At 32.1% G+C, this 24946-nt stretch carries 42 protein-coding genes; all 42 read left to right on the top strand.

Annotation, left to right across the window (positions count from 1 at the left end; translation table 11 throughout):
- Positions 1 to 11: 11 nt before the first annotated feature.
- The 42 genes from YW9_RS0103325 (at position 12) to YW9_RS0103115 (ending at position 24927) form a co-directional block, all read left to right on the top strand.
- Entirely contained in the window at positions 12 to 344 is a 333-nt protein-coding gene (locus YW9_RS0103325; protein WP_018278767.1) for an immunity protein Imm33 domain-containing protein, read from the top strand.
- A gap of 17 nt (positions 345 to 361) precedes the next feature.
- The gene (locus tag YW9_RS0103320; RefSeq protein WP_018278766.1) at positions 362 to 1114 is read left to right on the top strand and encodes a hypothetical protein; all 753 of its coding nucleotides are present in this window, start codon (positions 362 to 364) and stop codon (positions 1112 to 1114) included.
- 78 nt (positions 1115 to 1192) lie between these two features.
- On the top strand, positions 1193 to 1780 hold the full coding sequence (locus YW9_RS0103315) for an SUKH-4 family immunity protein (protein WP_018278765.1): 588 nt from the start codon (positions 1193 to 1195) through the stop codon (positions 1778 to 1780).
- 122 nt (positions 1781 to 1902) lie between these two features.
- Positions 1903 to 2079, top strand: coding sequence for a hypothetical protein (locus YW9_RS13430; protein WP_018278764.1), 177 nt, complete (start codon positions 1903 to 1905; stop codon positions 2077 to 2079).
- 66 nt (positions 2080 to 2145) lie between these two features.
- Complete coding sequence (locus YW9_RS0103305) at positions 2146 to 2346, top strand: hypothetical protein (protein ID WP_018278763.1); 201 nt, start codon at positions 2146 to 2148, stop codon at positions 2344 to 2346.
- A 45-nt stretch (positions 2347 to 2391) separates the two neighbouring features.
- Entirely contained in the window at positions 2392 to 2727 is a 336-nt protein-coding gene (locus YW9_RS0103300) for a hypothetical protein (RefSeq protein WP_018278762.1), read from the top strand.
- 42 nt (positions 2728 to 2769) lie between these two features.
- Positions 2770 to 3084, top strand: a complete 315-nt coding sequence (locus YW9_RS0103295) for a hypothetical protein (RefSeq protein WP_018278761.1) — start codon at positions 2770 to 2772, stop codon at positions 3082 to 3084.
- A 479-nt stretch (positions 3085 to 3563) separates the two neighbouring features.
- Complete coding sequence (locus YW9_RS12480; RefSeq protein WP_018278760.1) at positions 3564 to 4004, top strand: DUF4304 domain-containing protein; 441 nt, start codon at positions 3564 to 3566, stop codon at positions 4002 to 4004.
- Between the two features lie 20 nt (positions 4005 to 4024).
- A complete protein-coding gene (locus YW9_RS0103285; protein ID WP_018278759.1) occupies positions 4025 to 4840 on the top strand; it encodes a YwqG family protein in 816 nt (271 codons plus the stop codon).
- 47 nt (positions 4841 to 4887) lie between these two features.
- Positions 4888 to 5301 carry a hypothetical protein gene (locus tag YW9_RS0103280; RefSeq protein WP_018278758.1) on the top strand — a complete coding sequence of 138 codons (414 nt, stop codon included), beginning with the start codon at positions 4888 to 4890 and terminating at the stop codon, positions 5299 to 5301.
- A 29-nt stretch (positions 5302 to 5330) separates the two neighbouring features.
- Positions 5331 to 5996: a hypothetical protein gene (locus YW9_RS13625; RefSeq protein ID WP_018278757.1), complete on the top strand. Its 666-nt coding sequence runs from the start codon at positions 5331 to 5333 to the stop codon at positions 5994 to 5996.
- An 11-nt stretch (positions 5997 to 6007) separates the two neighbouring features.
- Complete coding sequence (locus YW9_RS0103270; protein WP_026193773.1) at positions 6008 to 6343, top strand: hypothetical protein; 336 nt, start codon at positions 6008 to 6010, stop codon at positions 6341 to 6343.
- A 306-nt stretch (positions 6344 to 6649) separates the two neighbouring features.
- Positions 6650 to 7102 carry a hypothetical protein gene (locus YW9_RS0103265; protein ID WP_018278755.1) on the top strand — a complete coding sequence of 151 codons (453 nt, stop codon included), beginning with the start codon at positions 6650 to 6652 and terminating at the stop codon, positions 7100 to 7102.
- A 190-nt stretch (positions 7103 to 7292) separates the two neighbouring features.
- On the top strand, positions 7293 to 7694 hold the full coding sequence (locus YW9_RS0103255; protein WP_018278753.1) for a hypothetical protein: 402 nt from the start codon (positions 7293 to 7295) through the stop codon (positions 7692 to 7694).
- Between the two features lie 183 nt (positions 7695 to 7877).
- Complete coding sequence (locus YW9_RS0103250; RefSeq protein ID WP_155848717.1) at positions 7878 to 8759, top strand: hypothetical protein; 882 nt, start codon at positions 7878 to 7880, stop codon at positions 8757 to 8759.
- Positions 8760 to 8763: 4 nt separating this feature from the next.
- On the top strand, positions 8764 to 9519 hold the full coding sequence (locus YW9_RS0103245; RefSeq protein WP_018278751.1) for a tetratricopeptide repeat protein: 756 nt from the start codon (positions 8764 to 8766) through the stop codon (positions 9517 to 9519).
- 45 nt (positions 9520 to 9564) lie between these two features.
- Positions 9565 to 9984 carry a hypothetical protein gene (locus YW9_RS0103240; RefSeq protein WP_018278750.1) on the top strand — a complete coding sequence of 140 codons (420 nt, stop codon included), beginning with the start codon at positions 9565 to 9567 and terminating at the stop codon, positions 9982 to 9984.
- Positions 9985 to 10066: 82 nt separating this feature from the next.
- The gene (locus tag YW9_RS12475) at positions 10067 to 10771 is read left to right on the top strand and encodes a hypothetical protein (protein ID WP_018278749.1); all 705 of its coding nucleotides are present in this window, start codon (positions 10067 to 10069) and stop codon (positions 10769 to 10771) included.
- A gap of 125 nt (positions 10772 to 10896) precedes the next feature.
- A complete protein-coding gene (locus tag YW9_RS0103230) occupies positions 10897 to 11715 on the top strand; it encodes a hypothetical protein (protein WP_018278748.1) in 819 nt (272 codons plus the stop codon).
- Positions 11716 to 11801: 86 nt separating this feature from the next.
- Positions 11802 to 12188 (top strand): hypothetical protein, encoded by a 387-nt coding sequence (locus YW9_RS0103225; RefSeq protein ID WP_018278747.1) that lies wholly within the window; start codon positions 11802 to 11804, stop codon positions 12186 to 12188.
- A gap of 19 nt (positions 12189 to 12207) precedes the next feature.
- Positions 12208 to 12654 (top strand): hypothetical protein, encoded by a 447-nt coding sequence (locus YW9_RS0103220; protein ID WP_155848716.1) that lies wholly within the window; start codon positions 12208 to 12210, stop codon positions 12652 to 12654.
- A 13-nt stretch (positions 12655 to 12667) separates the two neighbouring features.
- Positions 12668 to 13312 carry a hypothetical protein gene (locus YW9_RS0103215; protein ID WP_018278745.1) on the top strand — a complete coding sequence of 215 codons (645 nt, stop codon included), beginning with the start codon at positions 12668 to 12670 and terminating at the stop codon, positions 13310 to 13312.
- Between the two features lie 8 nt (positions 13313 to 13320).
- Positions 13321 to 13896 carry a hypothetical protein gene (locus tag YW9_RS0103210; protein WP_018278744.1) on the top strand — a complete coding sequence of 192 codons (576 nt, stop codon included), beginning with the start codon at positions 13321 to 13323 and terminating at the stop codon, positions 13894 to 13896.
- Positions 13897 to 13926: 30 nt separating this feature from the next.
- A complete protein-coding gene (locus YW9_RS0103205) occupies positions 13927 to 14361 on the top strand; it encodes a hypothetical protein (protein ID WP_018278743.1) in 435 nt (144 codons plus the stop codon).
- Between the two features lie 32 nt (positions 14362 to 14393).
- Entirely contained in the window at positions 14394 to 14759 is a 366-nt protein-coding gene (locus tag YW9_RS0103200; RefSeq protein ID WP_018278742.1) for a hypothetical protein, read from the top strand.
- A gap of 1 nt (position 14760) precedes the next feature.
- On the top strand, positions 14761 to 15207 hold the full coding sequence (locus YW9_RS0103195; RefSeq protein WP_018278741.1) for an SMI1/KNR4 family protein: 447 nt from the start codon (positions 14761 to 14763) through the stop codon (positions 15205 to 15207).
- A 5-nt stretch (positions 15208 to 15212) separates the two neighbouring features.
- Positions 15213 to 15650: a hypothetical protein gene (locus YW9_RS0103190; protein WP_018278740.1), complete on the top strand. Its 438-nt coding sequence runs from the start codon at positions 15213 to 15215 to the stop codon at positions 15648 to 15650.
- 13 nt (positions 15651 to 15663) lie between these two features.
- Positions 15664 to 16092 carry an NTF2 fold immunity protein gene (locus YW9_RS0103185; RefSeq protein WP_018278739.1) on the top strand — a complete coding sequence of 143 codons (429 nt, stop codon included), beginning with the start codon at positions 15664 to 15666 and terminating at the stop codon, positions 16090 to 16092.
- 29 nt (positions 16093 to 16121) lie between these two features.
- Complete coding sequence (locus YW9_RS0103180; protein WP_155848715.1) at positions 16122 to 16820, top strand: hypothetical protein; 699 nt, start codon at positions 16122 to 16124, stop codon at positions 16818 to 16820.
- A gap of 18 nt (positions 16821 to 16838) precedes the next feature.
- A complete protein-coding gene (locus YW9_RS12995) occupies positions 16839 to 17414 on the top strand; it encodes a hypothetical protein (RefSeq protein ID WP_018278737.1) in 576 nt (191 codons plus the stop codon).
- Positions 17387 to 17815, top strand: coding sequence for a hypothetical protein (locus YW9_RS12990; RefSeq protein WP_167933608.1), 429 nt, complete (start codon positions 17387 to 17389; stop codon positions 17813 to 17815). The genes YW9_RS12995 and YW9_RS12990 overlap by 28 nt, the downstream gene beginning before the upstream one ends.
- A 58-nt stretch (positions 17816 to 17873) precedes the next feature.
- Positions 17874 to 18467, top strand: a complete 594-nt coding sequence (locus YW9_RS0103170; protein WP_018278735.1) for a hypothetical protein — start codon at positions 17874 to 17876, stop codon at positions 18465 to 18467.
- A gap of 190 nt (positions 18468 to 18657) precedes the next feature.
- Positions 18658 to 19461, top strand: a complete 804-nt coding sequence (locus YW9_RS0103165; RefSeq protein ID WP_018278734.1) for a hypothetical protein — start codon at positions 18658 to 18660, stop codon at positions 19459 to 19461.
- 282 nt (positions 19462 to 19743) lie between these two features.
- Positions 19744 to 20142, top strand: a complete 399-nt coding sequence (locus tag YW9_RS0103155) for a hypothetical protein (protein WP_018278732.1) — start codon at positions 19744 to 19746, stop codon at positions 20140 to 20142.
- On the top strand, positions 20132 to 20335 hold the full coding sequence (locus YW9_RS0103150) for a bacteriocin immunity protein (RefSeq protein ID WP_018278731.1): 204 nt from the start codon (positions 20132 to 20134) through the stop codon (positions 20333 to 20335). The genes YW9_RS0103155 and YW9_RS0103150 overlap by 11 nt, the downstream gene beginning before the upstream one ends.
- 5 nt (positions 20336 to 20340) lie before the next feature.
- Positions 20341 to 20883, top strand: a complete 543-nt coding sequence (locus tag YW9_RS0103145) for an imm11 family protein (protein ID WP_155848713.1) — start codon at positions 20341 to 20343, stop codon at positions 20881 to 20883.
- Between the two features lie 68 nt (positions 20884 to 20951).
- Positions 20952 to 21506 carry a DUF4303 domain-containing protein gene (locus YW9_RS0103140; RefSeq protein ID WP_018278729.1) on the top strand — a complete coding sequence of 185 codons (555 nt, stop codon included), beginning with the start codon at positions 20952 to 20954 and terminating at the stop codon, positions 21504 to 21506.
- Positions 21507 to 21548: 42 nt separating this feature from the next.
- Complete coding sequence (locus tag YW9_RS0103135; RefSeq protein WP_018278728.1) at positions 21549 to 22298, top strand: hypothetical protein; 750 nt, start codon at positions 21549 to 21551, stop codon at positions 22296 to 22298.
- Between the two features lie 95 nt (positions 22299 to 22393).
- Positions 22394 to 23176 (top strand): hypothetical protein, encoded by a 783-nt coding sequence (locus YW9_RS0103130; RefSeq protein ID WP_018278727.1) that lies wholly within the window; start codon positions 22394 to 22396, stop codon positions 23174 to 23176.
- A 123-nt stretch (positions 23177 to 23299) separates the two neighbouring features.
- Positions 23300 to 23791 (top strand): hypothetical protein, encoded by a 492-nt coding sequence (locus YW9_RS0103125; RefSeq protein WP_018278726.1) that lies wholly within the window; start codon positions 23300 to 23302, stop codon positions 23789 to 23791.
- Positions 23792 to 23829: 38 nt separating this feature from the next.
- The gene (locus YW9_RS0103120; RefSeq protein ID WP_018278725.1) at positions 23830 to 24543 is read left to right on the top strand and encodes an SMI1/KNR4 family protein; all 714 of its coding nucleotides are present in this window, start codon (positions 23830 to 23832) and stop codon (positions 24541 to 24543) included.
- Between the two features lie 12 nt (positions 24544 to 24555).
- Entirely contained in the window at positions 24556 to 24927 is a 372-nt protein-coding gene (locus tag YW9_RS0103115; protein ID WP_018278724.1) for an NTF2 fold immunity protein, read from the top strand.
- The last annotated feature ends 19 nt before the right edge of the window (positions 24928 to 24946 follow it).

The raw sequence follows: 24946 nt of genomic DNA, 5'->3' as shown, positions 1-24946 counted from the left end.
AAAATAAAATTATGAACATAAAGGAATCCCAACTAAAAATCTGTGCAAAATATCAATCTGAGTTCGAGCAACTAAAACCCAATGAAATGGTGGCGATAGCTCTGGACACACTGGGGCAAATGCCTATTGTTGGGCAACGAATTGTACTGGAGAAAGACGAAAAAGTTTCGTGGTTTATCTATTGCGGAGAATATTCTGACGCAAATGATTTCTACAAACCGATACATTGGTATCATCTAATTGAAATTTTACCTGAAGTATTGCCTTATCTGGGATTAGAGCAGGGATTTCGTTTTATCATTGACAATGAAGGGTATGAAGATGTTTGGAAAGATGAAAATTAACCCAAAAACAACTAAAAATGACTTCTAACAAAGATTATTTTAGCGATTTAAACCTCAATCCAGCAGGGCTTTTACAAGAAGAAATCGATATTATCAATGATTGGTATGCCAATTACACAAAATTTGACAGAAATGTACATCTTTTTGACACTGAAGAAGTTGAAATTAACGAGGAATACATACAATTTTTGAAAGAAGAATATGAAAATCTGTCGTTTTATGATGATATTTTGTTATTTTCAGCAGATGAAGACAGCAATTATGCAGGAATTATGACAAAAGGAGCAATGCGAGGTTGGATTTTCTTCATTTCAGAAGATTTCTCAGTAAAACCAGTTTTTCGCACACTTAAAGCCTTTTATGAAAAGGTAAAATCTGAAGAAATTACCGATGTTTCTGCCTTTGGTGTTCAATCGCCTGATTTTCTGAACAAACATCGAACCGAGTTAGAACTCGCCACTGATAATAAAATATTTGATGAAGTATTACAAAAAATACATCGCACTGAAAACAAACACGACAGATATCTTTTTGTAGAAACGCTAATTACCATTGCTCCCCCTAACAGAATTAACAAACTCACGGAATTTCTATTTTCAGAAGATTATTGGCATATTCGTCAAATTTTGGAAGCATTTGCTTTCTATAATCATCAAACAGACAATGAATTATTATACAAATTAGGCAAGAAAAAACCGGAATTCCGTGAGCAGTTAAAAAAAATGGGAATACAACCTCAAAGAAAATTCCTTTGGTGGAAAAAATGGTAAAAAATAGAGAAAAACAAGTACAATTATCTTTAAAAATTAAGACTTATTTTATAAAATAATCAGATTAATTAACCAACAATGAATTTAGTAAAATGTTTACAAACAGATGGTGTAACTATTTTAAAAGAACGTCAAAAAGAAGAGAAAAACCTTGAAAAAATATATGAAAATGAACTTCCTTTACTTCTCGACAACGAACACGAGAAGATTTATTTCGTAAAATTTGCCGATGAAATGCCCGAAATACGCATTCCTTTTGGTGATTTTTTATGTTTCGGGAAAATTGGTTTTGAGAAGCAATATTTTGTGATTGATAAAGAAGGAAAAATCTTTAAATATGATTTCTATTATGAAAACGAAAGCAACTTAATGTTCGTGAATAGTTCCCTTACGGCATTTTACAGGAGTTATTGTCGATATATGGCGGGAATTTTTATGTATAAAGCTCATCAAAAGGAAGAAGACTTTCCAATGGAAGCCGAAGTAGAACGAATTACGGAGTTTATCAAAAGTTTTGACCCTGCAGCTGTTGAAAACGAACAAACTTACTGGTCTGACCAGCTATGTATACTTGAAGATGGCTTTGCTCACCTGATACACAACGCTGTGGACAGAATGTTAGGAATGCCCAAGCATAATTATCAACAAAAAAAGAAAAATAAGTAAAGAATTTAAGCATTTCCAAGAGCTATTTTAAAGTTCACTCACGTATTAATGCCATATTTAAAACGCATCAAATTAAAAAAAGACAATACATAAAACATAAAATCGAAGTAATATCAATTTCAATGGAACAATTTTATTTAAAAGTAGAAATAAAGGAACAAAGACCTGATTTTAGAGTCTTTAAAGCCTTCTTTTTTGGTGATGATTTTCATAATTGCGATAGTGATGGCGATGCTTCTCCCGTTTATAGCAGAGATTGGACAGAGCTTTATATGCGTTCCAGAGAAAATAATCAATGATTCGACATACAATGCATTGAAAAAGATAATTTAACATTCAAAATAACTTCTAATACAGAAGAAAATGTGTACCAAATCGCCTATTTTCTTGCTAAAGAAACAAAAGGAGTTATTATCAACAGCAAAAATCAAATAATCGATGCTAATGATGTGATTTCAAGAATGGGAAACTTTAATTTAGAAGAAAAATTACTTCTGGCAGAGAAAAGCATTTGGCGAAAATCATCAAAAGATAATCCATTCCCTAACATTCAAAAAATAGAATGATTTATTTGGTTAAAATCAATTAATTAACAACAAAAAATAAGTCCAATGAATGATGAAATACACATTGCAACCAATATTTCAACTGAAATCTTTTATAAAATTGTTGATTTTTTGAAAGAAAACAATTGGAAACTCACCGCAGAATACAACCCCGAAATCTTTGATAAAGCTATCGACTTTGATTTATATCAATTTGAAAAAGAAAATAAAACAATACAAATGGCTTGGGATATTTGGTTTCAAGGAGAGATAAAAGCAACATCATCTGTTTTTAAAATGCTCTCATCACATTTAAAATATGAATTCAAATATGGAACATCAATTCATTTTTACAAAGATATTTTTCATAAAAAATCATCTTTATTGATAAAATACCATTAAAATTCTTTTTAAAAAGCAATTTAAATTAAAAAAAGACAAACTATGCTCTCAATTCATCTAAAAAACACTAAAAACAAAGGCATTAGCTATATAACTTACGAAGAGGAAACTATTTTAGCCAAACTTTATGACAAAACCGAAATAAAATTTATCAAAAAATTATGGGAAAACTATTACAACGACCCTATTTTCTCTTTTGAAGAATTAGAAATTGCCTATAAAGAATTATTTACACTTTCTGTTGAGATGATTGCAAAAGCAACTACATCACCTGAAATAAATTTTGTATATAAAATGATTGCTATTGTATCATATGCAGTGTTTCATAAAGAAAATTTATGTTGCTTAAGTGATTAACAGCTTTTTATATAAAAATTTTTGTGAGAAAATTACAATTATAAATTCAAAAAACAGGCAATCCACTAAGAAAAATAAAAAAGTCTGTTAGAAAAATGATTTTTTTTGAAAGAATAACAAAAAATAATAGCGGAATAGAAAAAAGTAAATAAGAAAAAGCAATGATTTTTAATAAAAAATCAAAGAGTTAGTACGGAAAATAGAAGAGTTAGTACGGAATAGGGATATTTTTTAGTAGAAAATCAAAAAGTTAGTGCGGAAAATAAAAGAGTCAGTACGGAATGGGGATATTTTTTAGTAAAAAACCAAAGAGTTAGCACGGAAAATAGAAGAGTGAGCAGTAAAAACAAAATATATTAATAAAAATTCAAAAAGTTAGTTCCAAAAATAAAAATATAAAACAGAAAGTAATTTAAAACAATAAAAAAGAAGCTATTAAGTTGAATAAACTTCGAAAAAAATTAAAAAAATAACAAAATATGAAAGAGAAAACAAATGCACAACTTGCTTTTGATGAGACTATGAAAGCCATTTACGATTTACTAAAACCCATCGAATTTAAGAAAAAAGGAAATAGTTTTTATCGAATAGAAAATACTATCTGTCATCTTATCAATATTCAAAAAAGTATTTATAATAACAGTCAATCAGTCACTTTTACAGCGAATATTTGCGTTAAATACTTAGAAACTGATAAAAATATACCTTCTGTGACGCATTTTCCTATCCGTGAACGCATCGGAAGCCTCAAAGAAGGCGGCGATTTCTGGTATACTTTCGATGAAATTCAGGATATTTTCATCAGAAAACAAAAATATCAATCCGAAAAAGAATTAATTTTAAAGGATATTGAAAAATATGCTTTGCCTTTCTTAAATAAGTTCAAAAATAAGGAAGATATAGAGAATTTTTATGAATAACAATTAAAAAATGAAAAGATATGAGTAAAGAAAAATCAGCATATATTCAGCAAAAAATAGCTGAATTTAAAACAAAACTGCAAAAACCTATCACGGAATTTCAAACGGGAGGATTTCGCCCAAGCGGAGAAAAAAATGAAAACTGGATTGGTCGCGTTTTTCTCTGTAAGTCCAATGAAAAACAACCTGTTATTGATAAAAATAACAAGGAATTGTATGCACTTGCTCAGTTTTATATTCCTGATTTGCCTTTTGTACCTGAACAATTAAAACACATTACTTGGCTTACAGTGTTTATCGGAAAAGAATTTCCGCATATTGAAGGTGAAACAGCTATTCCAAGAACTGATGAAAATGGAGAGGAGTATTGGGAGCTATCTACTGAACTTGGCAAAAATGGTGAGGGTTGGCTTATCCGTGAATATACCGCTGAAGATAAGTTGATTGAATATGAATTTCCGGCACAACAATATCTTAAACCTTTTCCGCTAAAACCTATCTATAAAGAGCAAGATTTCCCTCTTTGGGACGGCGGAGGCATTCCTTACGACATAGCAAATGAAATTAGCAAACTAGACAATTATAACGACAAAGAAAATGAAAATCTGCTAAATTATTATGATGATATTGTTGGTGATAAACACAGTTATTCACACAAATTTGGCGGATATCCATCGTTTTGCCAATCAGGAATATATTTTGGAGATAATTTTGAATTTGCATTTCAGATTAGTAGTGATGAAAAAGCAGGATTTAATGTGATAGATTCTGGAAGCCTTATGTTTGCAAGAAATAGTATAACAGGCGAATGGGGATTATACTACGATTTCTATTAAGAGAAAGAATTGATAAAATTCATAACTAATAAAAAAAGAAAAATACAATGTCCAAAAAAGATACAAAGAAGAAAAACATTTCTGTAACTGAAATTACAGACCTTATCAATGTTGCAGGAAATCACCCAAATCAAAATCCAGAGCGAGGTTTCTTGTATATAGCAAAAAGCATCTCTGATTTTGAAGATTCTTTCGATGAATTATTTGATATAAAGGATTTAGAGCCATTGGATTATTGCATTTTATCTTCCAATTGTGAAATAACCTTGCCCAACGGACAAAAATTCTGTGGAGTTTCTTTCAAAGGAGCTTCAGGAAAAGAAAAAATCACACAAACCATTCAAAAAGATTGGAAAGAAAAAGGATTTTTGTTTGGGGAAATCAGCAACAATATATTTATAGATTCAGAAGGGAAACAAACTCCTTTAAATGAGTGCAAAGCTGTACTTTATGAATATTAATCAATAATTTTTTAATAAAACATCAATATATGACACAGAAAGAATATGCTCAATACCTCGCAGAACTTATTGGAGAGGAAATGGATACTGATTGCAATGAATTAGAAGAGCTTTTTTATGGTTATTTTCAATCATTTATGCCTGATGGAAAGAATGTTGAAAAAGTTTTTGAACCCATTGAAAACGGACAACTGCTTTACCAACGCATAAAACCCATTTTTGAAGCGACAAAAGAAGAAACTATACAAGCTTTTGAGCAAAATATCGCTCCAGGGTATTTCGTACCCAATAAAAAAGGTACAGAAGAAGAACTAAAAGCCATTGGTAAAGAGCTTTTAGCAGGATTTTTAGAATTTGCTTCATTCGTTGAAGAAGAAACCCTGCAAAATTATCTAAAAGAAATTATAAATATTGAAATCTCGGACAGTAGAGAGCAAAATTTTGATGATGAAACACAAACTGAACTCTACGAAATTTTATCTATTTGGTATATTGATAATACGGATTACGAAAGTTTAATTTCGATACTTCGTGAAGCATATTATTCAATAAATTGTGACTACTTTTTAGCTGCATATTTACAATATCCAGTATTGACAAATAAACCGAAAACCGATTTTTTAAAACCTTACTTTGAATTATGGCAAAGGGGATTTCAGTTTGTAATCAATGGTAATACATTAATTCTATTTTAAAACAAAATGTTATGAACCCAATGAAACTTGATGAAATTCCTGATGAGATTTTTTTAGAAGATATTTACGATTTGACGAAAAACATTCCAAAAGAATTCCCGACTTGGCTAAAACAGATTGAAACCGCAACAGAAACTCCTCCGCAATATATTTTCTTCACTGATTTTGTAGAAAATACCGATAATGAAGAGTCCAATGAAGAATTTGTAGGTTATTTTTATGATAAATTACACCAAAAGATGTATCAGTATAGTGCTGAAAATGATATTTTAACGATTACTTTCGTAGATAAAGAAAAACTTACGATGCGGGATACTTTTAGTCTGAAAGTATTGCATTTGTTATAGAAAAATAGCTAAATATAGCTAACGCAGTACAATTTGTCATATGCATTAGAGTGAATTTCAAGAGTAAGTTTTTGACCTTGGAGACGAAACGTTAAGAAAATCAATGAATGAAACTTAGAAAATCTCTATTGTTTGAGCGTAGCGAGTTTAGAGATTTTCAGTAAAATGAATTGATTTTTAGTGAAGTATCCAAAGTCTTGAATTTTTGGTTCTTTTGTTTCAAGACAAAAGAACAGAAGATTATGATAATTAACAAAAAAGATAAATACACAAAAAGTAAAATGTATTAAACAATATTGAACAGATATGAGCAACTATCAATTTAGTAAAGAAGACGGGATTGCAATTTCAACGAAAGAAGTATATCTAAAAAACTTACATCAAAATGCTTTCATTTGGGTTTATACAGAAAATGAGGATTTTAATGATTTTTCACCAAAACAAAAAGTGGCTTTTGAAGAATTTCTTAACACAGAAAATGCTTTGGAACAAATTAAAGAAAAAACAAAATTCTATTATGATTATTTACTTGCACAAAAACGCATCAAACAACAAGAAAATGACAGTTTTGAGCTAGATTTTGAAGCCATAGCATTGCCAAGCCAAGCGGAAAATCCTAAAAATATCATTTTTGTATTGGCCAATACGAATTGGCTTTTGGCTAATTCTAAATTTTATATGGAATTGGAAATACGTTTTGAAAATGGAAGATTGATGCATATATGCGAACTCTCTGGAGAATACATTTTTCCACAATAAAAACTAAACATCACTAAAAATATGAGCTTTATAGAAGAAATGGTAGAGCGTGAAATTGACAAAATAGACGAGTTAAAAGAAGTTTTATTTCTGCTGAAAATTGCTAAAGAATATAATATTAGCCGAAATTTATGAAACGAAAAGATTACATTCCTAAGTAAATAAATCTTTTTAAAAACAAACAACATTTATGAAAAATAAATTACGAAAAATTGTTGTGGAAGATGCCATTTATTACTATCGAATTACCGATAATTTCCAAATGGAAACTTTCCCTTCCTTTATCCGAATGAAAATATTTTCAGAAGGATATAAAACTACACCTTTACTTATTGAGTTTCCTTCGAAATATGATTTCTATGCAGGATTTCCACTGAAAAATGGCGTGAATTTACCCAACCTAACCACTGGCATTACCGAATGTGTGAATATTCATCAACCTAAATACATTCAGAAATTTATTTTATTAGGAAAAAAATACGGCTGGACAGGAAATAATGTTATTTCTACACAAAATGGAATGGATTATTTGTCTGAATTGGGCTATGATGTAAGTTCAATTCTCAGTGACGGAAGTTGTAAGCAACCTTAAAACAGAAATTTATAACCAAATTGTGTTTTTCTAAAACAAAAAAAATTATGCCGACCATTTATGTAGAAGAAATAACACCTTGATTGGCTCCATCAATGGAAATAATAGATTTTTGCCATCAAACAAGAACTAAAATAGATATTGATATGTATTTGATTAACAAACGATAAAACAATATAAAAAATGGATTACAGAATATTTTTAAGCCTATGTATGGATTTTGTTCGTCAGTACATTTTACCGATGGAACAAGGCTACACCGCACATTCCAACTTACGATATGCCGAGTGGCATTTGCTTGGTTATACAGATGAAACTGAACGAGAAGAATGTATTCAAAAAACAACCGAGCAACTTAAAAAACTAAAAGGAAAACCCAAAAACATTTTGGAACTATCTACACTTTTTACGGATTTGAATTTTCTTTCAAAAGGCGATATGAAATACAAAAAAGCCCAACTCATAGAAAAACTTTCAGCAATTGATGAGAAATTTCCTCGTGAATTTGAAGCCTTTTTGCAACAAGCCAAAGATGACAATCCTTTCCCCAATATGCGTTATCGAGAGCTTTCCGATGAGGAAAAAGCCTTATTTCAAGACGAAAATCAGTCCGAGTGGTGGATTATTGAAGATATTGCTGAAGACAAGTACGATTTCTTCGCCTTTGAGATGATGTCCAACAAAGATTTCGTATTGCATTGTATTGATTTTATGCGAACTTATGTAATTTCACTTACCAAATCTTGCCCTGATTTAAGCAATTATTTAGATGTCGCCACTGATTATCTGAATGAGAAAATCTCTCGAAAAGAATTAGAAATATATGACTGCGAAATTCACAAAAAAATAGAACATATAAAGCAAAGCAAACCTTTGTATATAGTTCGGATTTACACTACTGTTTCTTACTTTTTGTGGTCTGCTTTTTTAGATGATGAGGAGGAAGAAGGACAACAAGACCCTTCGTATTCATATTTCCTCGATGATTTACGACGCATACAGCACGGACTAATGGTACAACTTTTTATGCCAATTTTTAAGCAGTTTAATATGATTAACAACTAAAATAATGATACAACAAAAAGATTTTATAACACGATACGAAAAAGCTATTCAATTACGAGACACCAGCAACACAGCCGATGCCATAGCTCTTTTCAGAGAATTACTTTCTGAACTCGAAAGTAATCCTAACATTTGGAAAGATGATGAAGTTATCATCTCCGAAAACGGAACGCACATAAGTAAAGCTTTCTTTTACGACGACTTTGCATATGCCCTTGGAGACAATGAGCTTTTGGAAGAAGCCCTACAAATGGAGAGCAAAGCCTTAGAACAACTCTTAAAAGAGAAAAATAGAAATCACTTGGAGGTTATTTATCTCAATTTTTCCGATTATGCGATGCAACTAAAAAATTTTCAGAAAGCTTTATCGATTCTCCAAAAGGGAATTCAGGAGATTGAAAGTAAGCAGTTTAAACACCGAACTGATATTGTACCAGCCATTTACATCAATGCGGGGCTTTGCAATTACTTTTTAGGAAACACGGACAAAGCCGAAAAATATCTAAAAATAGCCACTAATCTTTTGGAAACGGGCATTAACTATGAAGAATTTGACCAAGACTCTTTTGAGGCAAATTATTTTTTGAGTGAAATTTACAAAGAAAAAGGAAATAATTCTGATTATGAGAAATTTAAAAATAAATCCAAAGAATTGCTAACCTTTATCTCAACTGATGAAATAGCATATTCTGCTACCATTTATCCGGAAAAAATACAGGAAAAAGTAATTGATTTCCACAAGCAGAATTCAAAAAATTAAAAAACAAACAGAATTTATTATTTAAAAATTTATTGATGTTAAAATATGATTACAATAGAATTTGAAGCTCCAAAATTTGAAAAATGCAATTGCTGTAATGCTAAAATCACCCAACTGACACGCTTTGTTTATCAGGATAACGAAGCCTTTGCCTATTATTATGCAAAATTTGAAGACCATAACGACCCAAAAGTAGTGGAATGTTTGGTTGTTCTATGCGAATGGGACGAAAACAACGAGGAAATCATCAAAAAAACAGGTTTTCCACTCAAAATTTGGGTAAAAGATGATAATTATAATATCACACTAACCGACAAAGACGAATGTCCGTGGAAAAACATTCCTGAAGTTGAAATTTTAGACCGAGAACAAAGCCTAAATCATCTACAAAAATCCGATGTTTTTCATATAACTGACCATATTGTAGGGGAAGATAAGGAAGTCATCGCCTATTTTGAGAACTAACAAAAAGAAATTGCAAATCATTAGCCATAAAGTAAAATCTCACTCTTAAAACGAGAAAAAGTTTAATTTTAGTGATATTCTTATGAATATATTTAATTCAGTGGTTAATTTGGGCGTTAATATTGAGGATTTTCCTGCTATTGATGTAGATATTTACGGAAATTACATCGCTTTCGACGGGAAAAACAGCGTAAATATTAACGGAATAACTATTCCTTTAAAAGTAGAGATTAAAATAAAATTTCCGTTGGTACAAATGCTTGATAATAATTCGTTTTTACTTGCTGATAGGCGTTCAGGAAGTGTCAACGCTTTCATTTTTAGCACTGATGGAGTTTTGCAAAAGTCTTTTTACGTGGGCGATGCCATCGAAAATATTACTTTTAGCGAAGGAAAAATAATTGTCAGCTATTTTGATGAAGGTGTTTTCGGCAATCCTCCCAGTACGGAAGGTTTGGTAGTTTTTAATTTGGAAGGAAAACAACTTTTTGGGGTTAATTCGAGTTTGGGATATGAGTATATTTGTGATTGTTACGCTCTTTGCAAATTAGGAAAACATTCGATTTTCTTTTTTGCTTATACAGAGTTTGAACTTGCCCAATTAAATCTAAAAAACTTTCAAATAGAGCGTACAAAAATGCCAGAAATTTTAGCAGGAGCCTCCGCAATGGTCTCTGATAAGGAAACGATAGTGTTTTTTGCTCCTTATGAATACAAAAACACCTTATTTCGTTATAATTTATACACCAAAAGCTGGAAAAACTCGGCAAAACAGATTTTTATATAATAAAAGGCATTGAAAACGGATTATTTTTAGCAGTTAAAGACAAACATTTTTACATCGTCGGGTTATAAAAAGAAAAAATATTAACGTTAATAACTATAAATAAAACCTTTTAAAAGAAAAACAATATGATTTATTTTAATTGTGGTGTACATAATGCCAACAGAACTGCATTTTTTAATTGCATAAATGAAGATGGGAAACAAATCGGAACCTTTCTGATTGATTTTAATACTGATGAAAAATTCGTATATGCAACCGAACCCGACGAAAGTGAGATTTTTGATATTTCCCCTTGCGGAACAAAAGTGCTAACCATCGACAGAACCTACAAAAAAAGAAAACGCAAGACCAAGATTTTCAACCTAAAAACCAAAGAATTGCTTTTTGAAACTAATGTATTTTTTGGTTATGAAGCGTGGTTTACTTCCGTTCCAAATTTATTGGTAGTTCGTGCTGGTATAAAAGGTAAAAGCAATGACAAATTATTTCTTTTTGACACGCAAAAGAATGAAATTATGCATTTTATGCAAGGAAATGCTTGTCTGACCTATTGCTCAAAAAATTTCTATAATGATGTTTTTGTTTATCCAAATTCTCGCAAAAAAGATGAAGTTATTGTATTGGATTTAAACACTTTGGAAGAAAAAACAATTCATTTAGGGGCAAAAAAGCTCATTCATCGGGTAGAAGCATTGGGCAATGACGAATTTTTTGCCATTGACGGCGATTTTTTCGCAATAAAATTCAATGTAAAAGGCGAAATTCTCTGGAAAACCAAAAAATTGGATTGGGAAAAATTCTATTACGCCCCAAACTTTTTTATTCTTGATAATCAGATTATTTTTAATGATTCTCTCGGAAATCGTATTGATATATCAACAGGTGAATTGATACATACAAACGTACAAAGTTGGGGTAAATCAACACCTTTTTTCGATAATTGAGTCATTTATAACACGGGCGAAATATACGAAATGAACACAGATAAAACAGATAAACTGAACATTCAAAAATATTTAGAAAAATAACAATGGCTTATACAATTCCTAAAAATAAAGTAATAAACTATCCGCCAGAAGAAATTAGAAATTTCAGAGTTGAAAGTTATGAATACATTGATAATCTGCATTTTTTGGTTTCTCCATCTGAATTTTTGGAAGATGCAGAAAGCTATGTTTCAGTGGTGAAAGAATTGTTTTTGGAGGCAGGTTGGGCTGGAGATGGCGAGATAAAACTTTTGTGGATTCCTCCCTTTTGCATTGAAACTGATGTAACAATGTGGGAATATCCTCAGGGAGAGGTAGTTTGGCATACCAAACAGCAAGAAGATGGCATTTCGTGGCTTGCGATGCCTCAGAAATTAATTTTTTTTATGGCAAACGCTAAGTCTCCTTTTTACACGAATCTTGATGAATAACAACATAAAAAATAAAGCAATGAATTTAGAAAATGAAAATGTCCCACAATCATACAGGGATTTTATGACAACCACACCGAAAAATCAAATGATAAACGTTCGTTATGGAAGACGCAAAACAGCAAAGCAGAGTAGTACTCCACGCCAAGATTACACCCTCTATGCCTACGATATGCTCACTCGCAAAAATGACCCTGACAACGCAAAAAGCCTGATGAAATATCAATATCTCAGTGAAGCAGAACTTGATTATAAACCTTTAGAAGGCGAAACTGAAGGCATTAGTTTAGAACAAATTCGCAAGGCTTTTTGTTTTGGTTCAGTAGATGGTGGTGTGGTGTTCTTTCACCCTGAAGACCACAGCGTTTGGGAGATTTATTACGATTTGTACATATGCCAAACGGCGAAAAATTTTGAACAATTCATCAAACAAGCCAAAATGCAGCAAACTTGGGAACTAAAATAAAATTTTGTAATTTATGAATGGAATAACTTGGGATAAATTCTATTTTATCATCACTCCCAATGAATTTGAACTGATTTTCAGTAGTGGAGATTTCTACTTTATGAAAACAAATTGTCGCGTGGCGTTGGATTATCAGTACGATTCCAAAGAAAGTATTTTTCTGGCTTATCAAAACTTTTGGGAAAAGATAATTGTAGGTAAAAGAAAACTCGTTAATCCCGAATTTACAGACACTTACCTACCTATGTATATTTCGATAACTGATAATTACCGCAACATAAAATTTGAAAAAATTGACTCAAAATCAGACGGAAATATTGATTTCAAACAAGTATCAAATAAAAAACCTTTCTTTGGACTTTCTCCTGCGGAATTAAGTTTCTTCAACGATAAAATATCTACGATATATGCCAACACCGAAGGTATGATTGGTTTGAGATTGGTACGCCCTAAAAGTATTGACAGAATTTCCACTGAAAATGAACCCATTACACTCATTTATAAAGATATAGTAAAATCCATCAAAAAAATCTGCAAAAAGGCCAAAATCCTGCGAGAAGAAACTCTCTTTAAGCCCAATCTTTGGATTTCGGAAAATGCTAAAAAAGTGATAAATGAAAACATATATCTGGTAGAGAATAATTTAAAGTTTATTTAAAAAAATAGATGCAAACACTTATCAATCAATTAGAAATGCATTGCCAAGATGGAATGCAAAAGGGATTTTTTGGAAAGCTCAAAAAAATTCAAAAATTTAAAATCGGTAGAGATGGATTGTATCTTCGTGGGCTTTTGGAGAGCTTCTTTGCCGAAGAAAAGTATGACTTGGTGCAATTGTTTTTTGATAAATTGATAGCCGTACCTTTTAGGGAGAATTTTCCTGAGTGGCAAGATACCGAAATGATGCTTTGCCTTTGTTATGAGTTGCCAAATGCCAGTTCCGAGCAAAAACAAGCCATTGAAAATCGCTTTTTAGAAATCGCCAATTTAAAAACACAATTCAATGAAGCTCAAATACTTTATGATAATTATCTACCCAAAATTTTATCCTTAAAATTCATAAAAGGATTACAAAGAGAGATTCCCAATTATCACGGCGATTATAAAAAATCAATGCAGATGGCGTTGGTTACAGAAGCTATTCGTGTAAAAATAGCCAATGCCATCACAGAGCGAAATCCCAATATTGACAATAAGATGAATACTATCATTACCAACGAATTAATAGCATTACGCTCCTAAAGATTATATAAAATTTTAATCAGAAAAACAATGAAGCAAACCTATTATTTCCATTTGTTTTTGGCTCAAATAAAAGAAAGTGATTTCGAAGCGTATCATAGCTATATCTTTGACAAAGAAACAAATAATCCATTATTTTTCAAAGAATTGAACATCAAGGATTACACACCAAAAATAACAGATAACTACGGGTTGGAAGTATTAAATCCTGATTTCAGGTATGAATTTCCGTTATCTGAATTGTTAAAATTTACGCTTTTAAAAAAGGAAAATTTGCCAATAATGGAGGCTCTTTGTGAGCAAAAAGGCATTTCACCAAATTCGTATATCATATTGTATCGCAAAGGTTTACAAATCCCAAAAGAAGTTTTGCTTTCGTTTCCTAATCTGTATTATTTTGGCGAATTTGAAATGGACAACAATGCATTAATAAGCAAAAAGTTGGCTTATCCTCACCTATTTTAAAAATCCTGACAGAAAACTTAAATTCTTTTGATATGCAACCAAGAAATTTATACGAGCTATTACAAGTGATGAAAATACGACCTGGTATGTACTTCTATCCTCCTACGTTACCCAACTTAAAAAACTTTTTATCTGGTTATTTTTCAGCTCTTTTCATAAATAATATAGAAGATAATCCACTTGATGGTTTTGACGATTTTGTCGCTCAAAAACTTAGGTTCTATGAATCCACTGCAGGTTTCTCCAATATGATTTTGGCTTACATAACAGGTTTTGACCCTAAAAATATCATTTGGGAAGATTTTTTAGCCTATGATATTTCAAAAGAACAACATCAAAAAGCTATCGAACTATATTACAAGTTTTTAGAAGAATTTAATCAAGAAAAACAGAAATAAAATGAATCAGAAAAATTTAAAAATCCCTCACAATTATTTTGAATTAATCTCGAAAAATCAAAATAATACACATTCAGCACAAACAGACCAATACGGCTTTGAGCTGGATACTGAGTTAAATATCTTGTATGAAACTGAAGAAGAAATTCTTGAGGAGAGCCGAGAGTTGCCCGAGCATTTTCCACCAGAAGAAAATGAAGAATATGCAGATGAAGAAAAAGTAAACAAATACGATTTGGGTTACATTACGGATTTCTCTAAAATTCTGACTTTCGGAATGGACGGAGCTGGTTGTCAGTTTTGTATGGATTTTAGCGAGAATAAAAACGAGCCGAGAATCATTTTTTGGGACGACAGAGACTTGCGTTGGCGAATTATTGCCGATAATCTCGAAAATTTTTTCGCCTTGTTTAAAGATGAGCCGTACCCGTATCACTCAAAAGAATAAAAATTATGCAAAAAAACTATTATTATCACTTGTTTGTCGCCCGTATAGAAGAAGGAAAAACAAAAGATTACGACCAATACGCTCTTGGCGAAACTCACACGACTCCTTTGTTTTTCAAAGAATTAGGCATCGAAGATTATGTATTTAACGGAGAAATAGGCAATTACGGTGTAGAAGTATTGAATCCTGATTTTCGGTATGAGTTTTCTTTATCGGAGTTATTTTTTGATTCTGTTGTCAAGCAAAAAGACCTACCCACGATAGAAAAATTTTGCAAAGAGAAAGATATTTTGCCAAATTCTTATATCATCATTTACAAAAAAGACCTAAAAATCAATAAGGAAACTTCTCTTTCTTATCCAAATTTGTACTATGTAGGCGAATTTGAAATGAGCGAAGAAGGAAAAGAAAGTGAACAATTTATAAATCCACATTTGTTTTAAAACTGAAAAAAATATGAACGAGACAGAACAAATCAAACAGCAATTTATCACTTTTATGCAAAAAATGAATGCGTGGGAGGTAGTTGCCAATAATGAAACCGAACAAGATGATGAAATTTTTAGCAATCCCGATTGGCAAGAAAAACAAATACAAATCGTGCGAGAAATTTATGAGACTCATCTCACCCAAAAAGAACGAAAATACGGAATGCTCAATGCTGGAATTTCGGTCAGATTTCCACCCGAATACGACTCTGATAAAGAGACCATTATTTCTGTTGAGATAAAAGGTAAATCTGCTGTGATGATCACCGAAAGAATTTACGCAGGACTAAAAGGAGAGCGTATTTACAAACTCAAAAAAGTAGATGATGTATGGAAAATAGATACCGCCAAAGAAAAAAGCAAATCCGAAGACAAGTGGCATAGCGTGATTTTTTAATGGAATTTTTAATTTAAAAAGGAAAAACTATGAAATCAATGACTTCAATGCGTATTGGCAATGTATATGTATATGATACAGATACTTTTAGTCAGCAAGAAAAAGATTTTTGCAGTAAAATGTATTCAGTGATATATTTTGCGGACTTTTTCTGTAAGAATAGCATTTCAAAAGTGATTCGTCCGTTAAATTTGTTTCTGACTGATAATAAAGATGAAAACGGGCAACGTTTTGAATGGGGCATAAAACTCTGGGTAAATGTAGAAAAACTCAAAAATACACCCGATGAAGATTTTCCCAAAGAAGCCATTTTAGCCGTAAAGCAAAGCCTGATAGACATCGCTCCAATGCACGACTGGACAGCAGAAAACATCGAACTGAATTTTCAAAAAGTACTTGAAACCAACCTACAGGGGCAGTGGGTAGTAACTAAAAACATCACGCACAACGAGACTAAATTTCAACTCATAATGCAGTACGATGGCAACAAAATCATCACCAACCTCACTGATTATATGCAGTTTATGATGAAAATAAAAGCACCCAAACGAAAAGCAATACTCGTGCCCGTGTCGCTAAAAGGAAGCATTGCAACAGGAATATTAGTGCCTTCAATGGTGACGGATTTTTCGTTCAAAGGTAATATACTAACTTTGCAAATCGGCTATCGTCAGAATAAAAAATGGAAAGTAAATTTCGAAAAAAGCATCACATTAACAGATATTTAAACTTTAAAAACCTAAAAAATGGCAATACCTAAAAAACTAAAAACGCGTTGGCAAATCTATTCAGAAGAGTTGAACCAAGTACGAGAACTAACTAAAGACTTTACGCAATCTCCTTTTGGTTTCACAGAGGAAGGGTTACTCGATTTCAGAGGAATTTACTTCGGGAATCCAAAAGAAGTACCTGCCTATGAGGTAATCCACATTGATGATTTGTCGCTTTGTAATGCTGATTTTTCGGGGTCGGTTTGGCGAGGCGTAGTGTTGTGGAGTACTGATAAAAACTCGCCTGCAAGTATTAAAAATATCGTATTTGACCAAAGTTCATTCGAAACTTGGTTCGGTGCAAAGGATTATCTAATGGAAAATTGCAGTTTTACTGATTGTAAATATAAAGACGTACATTTTTATTGTCATAGCATCAATCGTTGTAATTTTGAAAACATCAAAAAATCATCTCGTTTCACTTTTTCGATTGATAAAATGATAGAAAATTGCCGATTTACAGGCGAAATGGTAAAAATTAATTTTGGCAATCGCCTTTGCAAAATTGTATCTTTGAAGGTAGATTGTACGACTGCTCGTTTGCTGGTGTAAAAAACGACCATTTTAAGGAATTAGTGAATAATAAACGCCCCAAAACTGTTGCAGATTTGGATAATCGAATGTTAAACATTGATTTTTCAAAAGCAGATTTGGTTTCGTGTAATTTCACAACTTACATTCATTTGGATTTGGTAAAACCTTCGCCCAATAATTGTATATTAAAACTCACCGAAGAATTTTATCCTGAATTACAGAAACTTATAAAACAAAAGGCAGGAACTTTAACCGAGGAAATGCTAAATTACATTCCACTTTTTTGCAAACCGCACGAGCAAATTCCCTATCGTTGTTTTCACAAGGAGGATAATCGCTATAAATCACCTGAATTCAATAAGTTGTATTACGAACTTATTTGCGAAGCTGCCAAAAATACCAATGCAAGAATTTTGTGATAAACAAAACTAAAAACACAGGACATTATATAAATTATTAAAAATCAATACAAAAACAATGCTAAAACGAATTCGATTGGAAGACAATCAGGTTTACACCATAAAAATTTCAGATGAAATTTATAGCATCGTTCAACATAGAGAAAATAATTTTTTTGAATTTTTTGATATTTTCTTCACTAAGCCCAACGAAAAAAAGCTACTTTCTCTGGATTTGAACTCTGTTCCTATCCTCTGCACCTATGTATTGGCTTCCAACAGGTTAAAAGACTTTTTTGTACAAAAAGAAACTTTAGTAAAACCTAACGAGCGAACGTGTAACCGCATTTTTCACAATCCATTTCATTATATGATGGAAGGATTAAGACAAGGGAAAACGCTTCCAGAAGGTGTAGCTTTAATGCAATTAAAAAGCCTACGAGGGATTAACTATGAAGTATTGATAGCATATTTAGATGAGGACAAACACATAAATGAAATTTACCAATACAATTCTTCTGGAATGATTGGGAATTCCGAAAAACTCAAAGCTGAACTCCTCAAATACGTAGAAACTGGCGAATTCTGGAGTATTGCGAAAGCTCATTCTTTTCCTAATGTTGTTCCATATCAAAAAGGAAAACCACAAATATTATCTGTTGAGAATCTTTAATAATTTCCTCATAAAAAATTAAAAATATGCTGAATTAAATCCTCAAAAAACATTTTTTTTACTCTTGTAGACGCTTTGTAGACGCTATTTTTTCTACTTTTAGTTGAAATAGAATATCTTTGATTTTTATTTCAAAAGTTTTATAAAAAAGAGCGTAAGATACTCACGCTAAAAACAATACAAGAAAATTATGGCAATAGACGGAATTAAAATCATCGATAGCGATAGTGCGTACGATATTTACAACGATATTACAGAACGCTACAAAAACCGCGAAGAAGTTGCAAAAATCATTCAAGAATGGTTGAACGAGGAGGAAAATTTCTGCACCGATGCACTTCACACCGAAATTTATTGGACTGCTCTGACGTACTCGCTTTGGAAAATCGGACATTTACCTGATAATATCCAGCAAAAAACATTAGCAATCATCAAAAATGGAGCTAATAAAGAGTGGCTTAAAATCGACACAAAAGCTCAAAAACAACGACAAAAAGCCTTAGATAAATTGGTAGAGCAAATCCAGAGCGAAAACCCAAAACCCATCAAACAACCTAAACTTACCAAGAAAAAAGAACCTCATTTTGAAGTAGGTGACGTTTTAGCAATTGAACTTCCGCAAGGATACGGAATTTGTTTTATATCAGAAGTTTACCAAACACCCCGAAAACTCGAATACCATTTGGCGTGTACGCAATTTTTAAAAGACTCATTGCCAACGATGGACGATTTTCTCAACAGCAAAATTGCCTGTGGTAAAAACAATCAAGTCTTCACCCTAAAAACCGATTGTTGGTTCAACCATAAGGATTTGGGCGAAATTTTGCCTCATTTAAAAAAAATAGGAAACGTAAAGTTCTCACCCTATGAGCTTTGGGTTTTGTCCCCTACTCACAACTTGGAAGATATGTATGATAAAATCACCGAAGAACCAAGACATTACGGCGGAAAAACACAATATATTTATGATATGATTGCGGATATAATCAACTAAAAAATAAAATGGTAGATTTAATTACACCAAAGACGGAAAACTACTGATTTCTAAACAAATACACAATTGGAAAACTTGGCAAAATCATCTGCCCGATTATATGACGCATATTAATTTTAACAATCTTGATGAATGTATCGAGTTTCTTCAAACTGATTTTAATTTACAAACAATTGAAATACAAAATATTGAAGATTTTATAATAAAAAGTTCGCAAGTGCATTTTGAAATTGATATAAAAGAAGATAAATCAATCCAAATAAAAAACTTAGTCTTAAAAATATGAGCAATTATACGCTGATTTGTAATGATATAAGGTCGGAAAAATACACTTCTTTACAATTTGCCCAAGATGTATTCCCTTTGGAGCAAAATTGCGATTTGTTGGAAATTTATAAAATATATGACCATAATGAGTTACGACTTTGGTACGATGATGGTACACAAAAAGCTACATATTCTCACGCTTTTGATTTCATTTATATTGATAGTCAAGATTTAAGAGTAACTATTTGGATTTCAGAAGACAACAAAACAGACAACGGACACCCAAACGGACTGGCTCAAATCATCATTCAACTTCAAAAAAGCGAATTACTTTACAAATTGCAAGATTTTTTTACTTTTGATAAGATGATTGCTTTTGAAGAGTGGAAAAATAAAATAAATTATGGCACTTAATAAAGAAGAAATCATTAGTTTGATACAAAAAATAAGAACGGAGAATCTCTCTGAAACAGAAGAAGATGCTATTTTGGAAGAATTAGAAAAAGGCGTTCTTGACCCAGATATTTCTGATTATATTTATTGGTCAGAACTTTCAGCTGAAGAAATAGCCGATAAAGTATTGAATTACAAACCTATAAATTTATAAAACTTATGAAAATATATCAATTATCCCCCAAATTACGAGCCGAGTGCATTTACATTACAGTGAAAGCCTCTGAGGACAGAATGTTTAATTATTTTGTTGCTCCTGATGGCGATGGCAAGTTTCTGCAATATATGAGCCTTGCTGGCAAAGCTGATATAGGGGTAAAGGATAGTGATTTAGAGAAAGTCGATTTTCTGATAGGCTTTGTAAGTTTACCCATATTTTCGGAGCGTTTTGTGGAGATTTTAGCCAATATATTGGGCAATGAAATTACTTTTTATCCCATTGAAATTGAATCAAAAACTATCAAAAAACAATTTTTTGTAGGAAAAATAAACCGATATTTGGAGCTTATCGACTATGAAAAATCAGACACCGAAGAAATAGATGGAGAACTAACTTTGGACTATTTCGGAAACATCGTTTATAACGAAAATTTGCCCGAATTTTACATCGCTCGTGATAAAAATAGTTACACAGATTGGTTTATTTCGGAAAAACTAAAAAATCTTATCGAAAAGCATAAATTATATGTGAATGTTAAATAAAATGGAAATATATAAGAATATCAAATTTTAGAAAATAAATATTTCATAAAGAATTAAATATCAATATTATGACTCAAGAGCAAAAACAAAAAATTCAAGCTTTGGCTGAGGCAGAAATCCGCCATTCTTTCCAATTTATTAAAAACCAAACCGATAAAGAAGGTAAAGACCTTGTGGCGTATTATTTCTTTTTGGTTGATGATTTTTTCGCAGCCAATAACGCAGGAATTACCCAACAAGATATAGAAACTTGGAAAAAAACAGATGATTATGACCCCGAATATGACGGATTGTTAGATGCCATCTGGTCGGGAGTTTGTGAACTTTACGAAGGAGATTTTATTTCTGTGAGTAAAGAATTGTACGACACTGCGTATTCACTTGTAGAAGGCTTGGACGACTACGACAGATACAACCAAATCCGAGCAGATTTTGAACAATGTATCATTGATGCTCTTAAAAAATGTGATGAAGAGGGCGTTTTTGGCAACAGAAAAGAAAACGGATTACTACTTTTTGCTTTTTACAGTGATGATTATGACGAAAATGGCGAAGGTTCTCTATTGTATCGTTCCGCAGAAGCCTTAAACGACAAAAAAGGATTTGAAAATATCATAAAATAACAAAAAGTTTGATTTTCATCAACAAATTAACATCATAAACAAATGAATTTAATAGAAAACATCAACGAGTTAAACGAAAATTTAAAACCTTTTCCTGAAGTGGAAAACATTTTTGTAGAAAAACAACCTTGGCTAAAAAACCATTTTTTACCGCTGATTTCTATCAATTTAGTGGAAATAAACCCCGAATGGAAAGATACAATTCTGCATATGATTTCTCCTTTCGAGCCCTATGATAGCTATATCGGTGATGGAACAAAGGAACACCACAATGAATTTACGACTCCCAACTGGTTGGCTTTTCGCCTAACGGAAGATAATAAATACGAATTTCTGGGTAAAGAAGGATTTTTCCTGCGAACAGCTATCAACAATTGGGATTTTAACAGCGAAGAGGAAAAGGATTTTCAAAAAATGAAAGAAAACCTTGAAAAAAGTAAAGAAAATGTGGCTAAATTTGGACATTTGGTTAATTTGAGATATCCAGAATACAAAGGAAAGCTCAATATTATGAATTTTTTAGACGACCTTGGCGGCGGTTTTTGGTACGGTAACTGGACGAGTTCAGCCGAGGAAGAAGGAATACCATCAGCCTTTGAAATAACGGTGAAAGACTTTTTAGGAGATGATGAATTGCCTAATGATGGCATAGAAATCACTTATCAAGGCAATCCGTTTTATTATATTGGTAATGTGGCGGGATACAACTATTGCGGAAGCGGTGCTGATGCCATTATACTAATGTACGAGCCTGTAAGTCGCATTGTGCTTTTCACTTTTGATTATTCATAAAAATTAGTTTATAAAAAATAAAATCAATTATTTATAATCAAAAAATAATATTAACAAAAGTTTGCTTTTCACCAAAAAATTAACATCATAAACAAATGAATTTAATAGAAAACATAAACGAGCTAAACGAAAATTTAAAACCCTTTCCCGAAGCAGAAAACATTTTCGTAGAAAAACAATCTTGGCTGAAAGACCATTTTTTACCGCTGATTTCTATCAATTTAGCAGAGATAAACCCCGAATGGAAAGATACAATTCTGCATATGATTAACCCCATCGAACCCTATGAAGGTTATATCGGCGAATACACCAAAAACTTTCATAATGAATTCATTGGAGCTAATTGGGTAGCTTTTCGCCTAACAGATGACAATAAATATGAATTTTTGGGAGAGGAAGGATATTTTCTGCGAAGCCCAATACACCGCAACCAACTTAAGGAAATAATGACTCAAGATTGGGAAATGAGTTATTTCAAAAACAACTCCGCTTTATTTGAGCAACGAAAACAAGAAACTTACGAGGAAGCTCTCAAAAACTTCGAACAAGCTGTAACAACTTATCAGCAAAACAAAAAAGACTTTCAGGAAAAAGGTTACTTTGGCGAAGAAGATTCTGTTCCTTATTATGGCGGACGTTACTTGGATAGCTTAGGTGGTGAAATTCAGGGAGGTAATTGGGTGGATAGTGAATCCATTCCTTCGGCTTTTATTCTGATGGAAGATGAAGATTGGAATGTTTCTATCACACACAATGGCAATACATTTTATCAAATTGCTTCAGTATCAGGCTATACATATTCGCACGGAGCTGATGCTATCATTATGCTGTATGAACCTGTGAGCCGCATTGTACTTTTCACTTTTGATTATTCGTAACGAAAATTTCACTTAAGATTGTTTTTCAGCAATTTGAATCCTAAAAAAAGTCCGTAATTTTAAATTAAAATGACAAAATACTTAAAAATTTTTACTCGTTGTTTTGTGCTATGTACCTTAACAATGAGCTTAGTCAATTGTTCACAAGAGCAATTAATTTCCTTTGAGACTTACAACAAAAAATTTGGTTTTCAATTAAGTAACAAATTTAGTTTATACAAAAAGGCACCAGACCTCAACTTTTTTGATAACGGAAAATACAGAATTGAAATCGAAACTTTCCCCAAACCAAACCAAGTCAGGAAAAAACAATATGAAGAGTTTCAAGCCGATAGCAAAAGAGCTTATCGTAATTCATCTTTTATGACTTTTAACCCAATGAAAGTGCCCGTACAAAATGATAACGGATATCCTTACTTGGCTTTTTCTGGCGGTGGAAAGGACAGAAGCATCATTTGGCCTTCGTACTTCGAAGGATACTTTTTTATGATGCAAACGCCTCATAATTTCGTGAATATCACCTTAAAACATACAGCTCGTACCAGTAATGCAATGGATAAGGAACAAGCCTTAGAGTACATAAAACCTCTGCTAAAAAGTTTTCGGGAAAAGTAAAATTCTATTTTGATAACAAATCTATTTTAGGCTCTAAAATGAGAACTGCAACGAAAAATAACGACCAAATCAAGCGAGTTTTGCAAAAAATGAAATCATTAGGCATTACGCCCAATAGTACGATTTCATTGGCTGAAATTCGTGAAATTGAAGCAACATTACAGCTAAAACTTCCTGAAAGTTATGTTAATTTCCTAACTGAAATTCAGAATGATAGTCGGTCACATCAACTGCATCAAAAAGCCCCCTATTACGGTTTTTACTCTCTGCAAAACGCTTTGAAAATGAATGAAGAATGGCAAATCACACTGAGCGAACCATTTCCTTACATTGATGATTTTGAGTTTGAAGATGTTATCAATTTTGGAGAAAATACAACTTATGACGATTTTGAAGAGCGAATGGAAACAGATGCCAATTTTGCTAATCTGGTAAACAAATACAGCAGTACCAGCAACCTCAACGGAACTATTCCCATTTGTGAATACGGCTGTGGCGATTTCTTTCGTTTGGTTGTAAATGGAGAGAAAAAAGGAGAAATTTGGGTAGATTGTGGGTGTATCAATCTTACGGGATATTACGCTCTGAATGTGGACATTATCACATTTTATGAAAATTGGCTCGACAGGCAAATTCATCTCAAATCCTATCCGCAAGACAAAATGAAATATTTACAAGCCTATTACCCAATTTTGGAATTTGGCAACAATCCGAAGTATAAATTGGGAGATAATGAATTTATCAATCCTTAAATTGGCAATAAAATGAAAAAAAACGCGAACAAACAAAAGAAAGAACTCACAAAAACAGCCAATGAACGCTTATTTTTGGGAAAAGAATATGCCGAAAGTACTCTGAAAGAAGTTTTGACAGAAAACAAAACACATAACTTGCTTTCCCGAGATGAATTTCAAATCATTCCCGACGAAAAAATACTACTGGAAGTCATCGAGCCAATACTTTTCAAGCATTACCCAAAATCGGTAATTGAAGAGCAAAAGCCCTATGAAATACACGATTTCGAGCAATATTTTGTTGTAAATGGGACGCTTCCTATGGGAATTCGAGGAGGCACTTTTGAAATCATTGTTCGCAAAAAAGATGCAAAAATCTTAAAACTATCACATAGCAGATAAATATCTTTTAATCCATAAA

It is taken from the genome of Capnocytophaga cynodegmi DSM 19736 (assembly GCF_000379185.1).
Taxonomy (GTDB): domain Bacteria; phylum Bacteroidota; class Bacteroidia; order Flavobacteriales; family Flavobacteriaceae; genus Capnocytophaga; species Capnocytophaga cynodegmi.
This window is presented reverse-complemented; position numbering and strand designations above follow the sequence as displayed.

What these genes read in the sequence shown, in the direction of transcription:
- YW9_RS0103195 (WP_018278741.1), top strand. Translation starts at nt 14,761, where the DNA reads ATGAATCAGAAAAATTTAAAAATCCCTCACAATTATTTTGAATTAATC.
- YW9_RS0103255 (WP_018278753.1), top strand. Translation starts at nt 7,293, where the DNA reads ATGAAAAATAAATTACGAAAAATTGTTGTGGAAGATGCCATTTATTAC.
- YW9_RS0103315 (WP_018278765.1), top strand. Translation starts at nt 1,193, where the DNA reads ATGAATTTAGTAAAATGTTTACAAACAGATGGTGTAACTATTTTAAAA.
- YW9_RS0103210 (WP_018278744.1), top strand. Translation starts at nt 13,321, where the DNA reads ATGCAAACACTTATCAATCAATTAGAAATGCATTGCCAAGATGGAATG.
- YW9_RS0103180 (WP_155848715.1), top strand. Translation starts at nt 16,122, where the DNA reads ATGAAATCAATGACTTCAATGCGTATTGGCAATGTATATGTATATGAT.
- YW9_RS0103215 (WP_018278745.1), top strand. Translation starts at nt 12,668, where the DNA reads ATGAATGGAATAACTTGGGATAAATTCTATTTTATCATCACTCCCAAT.
- YW9_RS0103225 (WP_018278747.1), top strand. Translation starts at nt 11,802, where the DNA reads ATGGCTTATACAATTCCTAAAAATAAAGTAATAAACTATCCGCCAGAA.
- YW9_RS0103115 (WP_018278724.1), top strand. Translation starts at nt 24,556, where the DNA reads ATGAAAAAAAACGCGAACAAACAAAAGAAAGAACTCACAAAAACAGCC.
- YW9_RS12480 (WP_018278760.1), top strand. Translation starts at nt 3,564, where the DNA reads ATGAAAGAGAAAACAAATGCACAACTTGCTTTTGATGAGACTATGAAA.
- YW9_RS0103165 (WP_018278734.1), top strand. Translation starts at nt 18,658, where the DNA reads ATGGCAATAGACGGAATTAAAATCATCGATAGCGATAGTGCGTACGAT.
- YW9_RS0103130 (WP_018278727.1), top strand. Translation starts at nt 22,394, where the DNA reads ATGAATTTAATAGAAAACATAAACGAGCTAAACGAAAATTTAAAACCC.
- YW9_RS0103280 (WP_018278758.1), top strand. Translation starts at nt 4,888, where the DNA reads ATGTCCAAAAAAGATACAAAGAAGAAAAACATTTCTGTAACTGAAATT.
- YW9_RS0103170 (WP_018278735.1), top strand. Translation starts at nt 17,874, where the DNA reads ATGCTAAAACGAATTCGATTGGAAGACAATCAGGTTTACACCATAAAA.
- YW9_RS0103150 (WP_018278731.1), top strand. Translation starts at nt 20,132, where the DNA reads ATGGCACTTAATAAAGAAGAAATCATTAGTTTGATACAAAAAATAAGA.
- YW9_RS12995 (WP_018278737.1), top strand. Translation starts at nt 16,839, where the DNA reads ATGGCAATACCTAAAAAACTAAAAACGCGTTGGCAAATCTATTCAGAA.
- YW9_RS0103295 (WP_018278761.1), top strand. Translation starts at nt 2,770, where the DNA reads ATGCTCTCAATTCATCTAAAAAACACTAAAAACAAAGGCATTAGCTAT.
- YW9_RS13625 (WP_018278757.1), top strand. Translation starts at nt 5,331, where the DNA reads ATGACACAGAAAGAATATGCTCAATACCTCGCAGAACTTATTGGAGAG.
- YW9_RS0103190 (WP_018278740.1), top strand. Translation starts at nt 15,213, where the DNA reads ATGCAAAAAAACTATTATTATCACTTGTTTGTCGCCCGTATAGAAGAA.
- YW9_RS0103300 (WP_018278762.1), top strand. Translation starts at nt 2,392, where the DNA reads ATGAATGATGAAATACACATTGCAACCAATATTTCAACTGAAATCTTT.
- YW9_RS0103230 (WP_018278748.1), top strand. Translation starts at nt 10,897, where the DNA reads ATGATTTATTTTAATTGTGGTGTACATAATGCCAACAGAACTGCATTT.
- YW9_RS13430 (WP_018278764.1), top strand. Translation starts at nt 1,903, where the DNA reads ATGGAACAATTTTATTTAAAAGTAGAAATAAAGGAACAAAGACCTGAT.
- YW9_RS0103145 (WP_155848713.1), top strand. Translation starts at nt 20,341, where the DNA reads ATGAAAATATATCAATTATCCCCCAAATTACGAGCCGAGTGCATTTAC.
- YW9_RS0103220 (WP_155848716.1), top strand. Translation starts at nt 12,208, where the DNA reads ATGAATTTAGAAAATGAAAATGTCCCACAATCATACAGGGATTTTATG.
- YW9_RS0103270 (WP_026193773.1), top strand. Translation starts at nt 6,008, where the DNA reads ATGAACCCAATGAAACTTGATGAAATTCCTGATGAGATTTTTTTAGAA.
- YW9_RS0103285 (WP_018278759.1), top strand. Translation starts at nt 4,025, where the DNA reads ATGAGTAAAGAAAAATCAGCATATATTCAGCAAAAAATAGCTGAATTT.
- YW9_RS0103125 (WP_018278726.1), top strand. Translation starts at nt 23,300, where the DNA reads ATGAGCTTAGTCAATTGTTCACAAGAGCAATTAATTTCCTTTGAGACT.
- YW9_RS0103265 (WP_018278755.1), top strand. Translation starts at nt 6,650, where the DNA reads ATGAGCAACTATCAATTTAGTAAAGAAGACGGGATTGCAATTTCAACG.
- YW9_RS0103140 (WP_018278729.1), top strand. Translation starts at nt 20,952, where the DNA reads ATGACTCAAGAGCAAAAACAAAAAATTCAAGCTTTGGCTGAGGCAGAA.
- YW9_RS0103240 (WP_018278750.1), top strand. Translation starts at nt 9,565, where the DNA reads ATGATTACAATAGAATTTGAAGCTCCAAAATTTGAAAAATGCAATTGC.
- YW9_RS0103155 (WP_018278732.1), top strand. Translation starts at nt 19,744, where the DNA reads ATGAGCAATTATACGCTGATTTGTAATGATATAAGGTCGGAAAAATAC.
- YW9_RS0103200 (WP_018278742.1), top strand. Translation starts at nt 14,394, where the DNA reads ATGCAACCAAGAAATTTATACGAGCTATTACAAGTGATGAAAATACGA.
- YW9_RS0103120 (WP_018278725.1), top strand. Translation starts at nt 23,830, where the DNA reads ATGAGAACTGCAACGAAAAATAACGACCAAATCAAGCGAGTTTTGCAA.
- YW9_RS0103320 (WP_018278766.1), top strand. Translation starts at nt 362, where the DNA reads ATGACTTCTAACAAAGATTATTTTAGCGATTTAAACCTCAATCCAGCA.
- YW9_RS0103205 (WP_018278743.1), top strand. Translation starts at nt 13,927, where the DNA reads ATGAAGCAAACCTATTATTTCCATTTGTTTTTGGCTCAAATAAAAGAA.
- YW9_RS0103250 (WP_155848717.1), top strand. Translation starts at nt 7,878, where the DNA reads ATGGATTACAGAATATTTTTAAGCCTATGTATGGATTTTGTTCGTCAG.
- YW9_RS0103325 (WP_018278767.1), top strand. Translation starts at nt 12, where the DNA reads ATGAACATAAAGGAATCCCAACTAAAAATCTGTGCAAAATATCAATCT.
- YW9_RS0103245 (WP_018278751.1), top strand. Translation starts at nt 8,764, where the DNA reads ATGATACAACAAAAAGATTTTATAACACGATACGAAAAAGCTATTCAA.
- YW9_RS12475 (WP_018278749.1), top strand. Translation starts at nt 10,067, where the DNA reads ATGAATATATTTAATTCAGTGGTTAATTTGGGCGTTAATATTGAGGAT.
- YW9_RS0103185 (WP_018278739.1), top strand. Translation starts at nt 15,664, where the DNA reads ATGAACGAGACAGAACAAATCAAACAGCAATTTATCACTTTTATGCAA.
- YW9_RS0103135 (WP_018278728.1), top strand. Translation starts at nt 21,549, where the DNA reads ATGAATTTAATAGAAAACATCAACGAGTTAAACGAAAATTTAAAACCT.